Genomic DNA, 1,307 nt, shown 5'->3' with positions numbered 1-1,307 from the left:
CCAAGCCCAAGCTGACCATAGTAATTATACCCCCAGGACCACAACGAGCCGTCCCTGGCCAGAGCCAGGGAGTGATTCCCCCCGCCGGCAATGGCAGCCACGTTGGATATGGCGTTTATTTTCTGCGGCCTGTTTTCGGTTGAAAAGGTTCCACTGGTCCCCAGCCCGAGTTGGCCGGCGTTATTTGATCCCCAGGACCAGACCGAACCGTCCGGAGCCAGGGCCAGGGCATGACCATTTCCAGCGGCTATTGCAGCCGTAGAAGGAAGAGCGTCCACCTTGGTAGGCGTGAATACATTATCATTCTCCCCCAGCCCCAGCCCGAGTTGGCCAGAGCCGTTGCCTCCCCAGGACCACACCGAACCGTCGGTTTTCAGGGCCAGGGAAAAACCCCCGCCCGCTGCAACCATGGGGTTGGGATTGCCGCAGCCGGAGAGTCCCGGCTGGATTTTGAAAAAATCCCCAGGACAGCCGTCGCAAAAGTCTCCGGTTCCATCGCCGTCCGCGTCCTCCTGGCCGGGATTGGAAACGCACGGGCAGTTGTCCGATTCGTCCAAAAATCCGTCGCCGTCGTCATCGTCGTCCCAGATGTTTGCGGCTCCGTCTCCGTCCGTGTCGTAAAACAGATGAAAGTCTACGCCGGAATAGAGCGTGTGAACCGGCGTGAGCACGGACTCGGGCGTCAGGCTTTCCACGCCCAACTGGCCGTAAGCGTTCCCTCCCCAGGACCAGACTGATCCGTCGGCGGCAAGGGCCAGGGAATGCCGTTGCCCCCCGGCAAAAGAGACGACGTTGGATATGGTGGAAACCTGAGCCGGCAGGCTTTGATCGCTGGCTGCATCAGTCCCCAGGCGGCCATTGCCATTATTCCCCCAGGACCAAAGAACGCCGTCCTGGGTAACCGCCAGGGAATGAAACCACCCGGCGGCGATTGCCGTTACGTCAGCCAGGGAGGAGACGCGTCCCGGCGCCCTGGGGGTTTCAAAATCTCCAAACCCAAGTTGGCCGGAACCGTTGGCGCCCCAGGCCCATACAGAGCCGTCTTCCGCCAGGGCCATGGCGTGCCGCCTTCCCGCCGCGATGGCGACGATATTGGAAAGGACTACGATGGGCGCCGGTGTTGCAACGGCCTCCCCGGAAATTCCGGTTCCCAACTGGGCGTATGCGTTGTTTCCCCAGGCCCAGACCGTGCCGTCATTTTTCAAAGCCAGGGAGCCAATTGCAAAAGGTCACGGCGACGACCGTACGCAGACGATCTTAACCGCTTCAAGGGCTTGGACCCTCGGCCGAAAGAGTCTTTGAAGCGG

General features: G+C 61.1%; 1 protein-coding gene. It reads right to left on the bottom strand.

What is annotated here, in order from left to right:
- Nucleotides 1-1,205 (bottom strand): RCC1 domain-containing protein (locus tag BUE18_RS27160; RefSeq protein WP_425290535.1); only part of this gene is annotated, 1,205 nt, incomplete at its 3' end.
- Between the last annotated feature and the right edge of the window lie 102 nt (nucleotides 1,206-1,307).

Origin of the sequence: Desulfatibacillum alkenivorans DSM 16219, from assembly GCF_900142135.1 — a bacterium.
In the GTDB taxonomy this organism is placed as follows: Bacteria; Desulfobacterota; Desulfobacteria; order Desulfobacterales; family Desulfatibacillaceae; genus Desulfatibacillum; species Desulfatibacillum alkenivorans.
The sequence above is the reverse complement of the archived record's forward strand: the minus strand, read 5'-3'. Positions and strand labels throughout refer to the sequence as shown.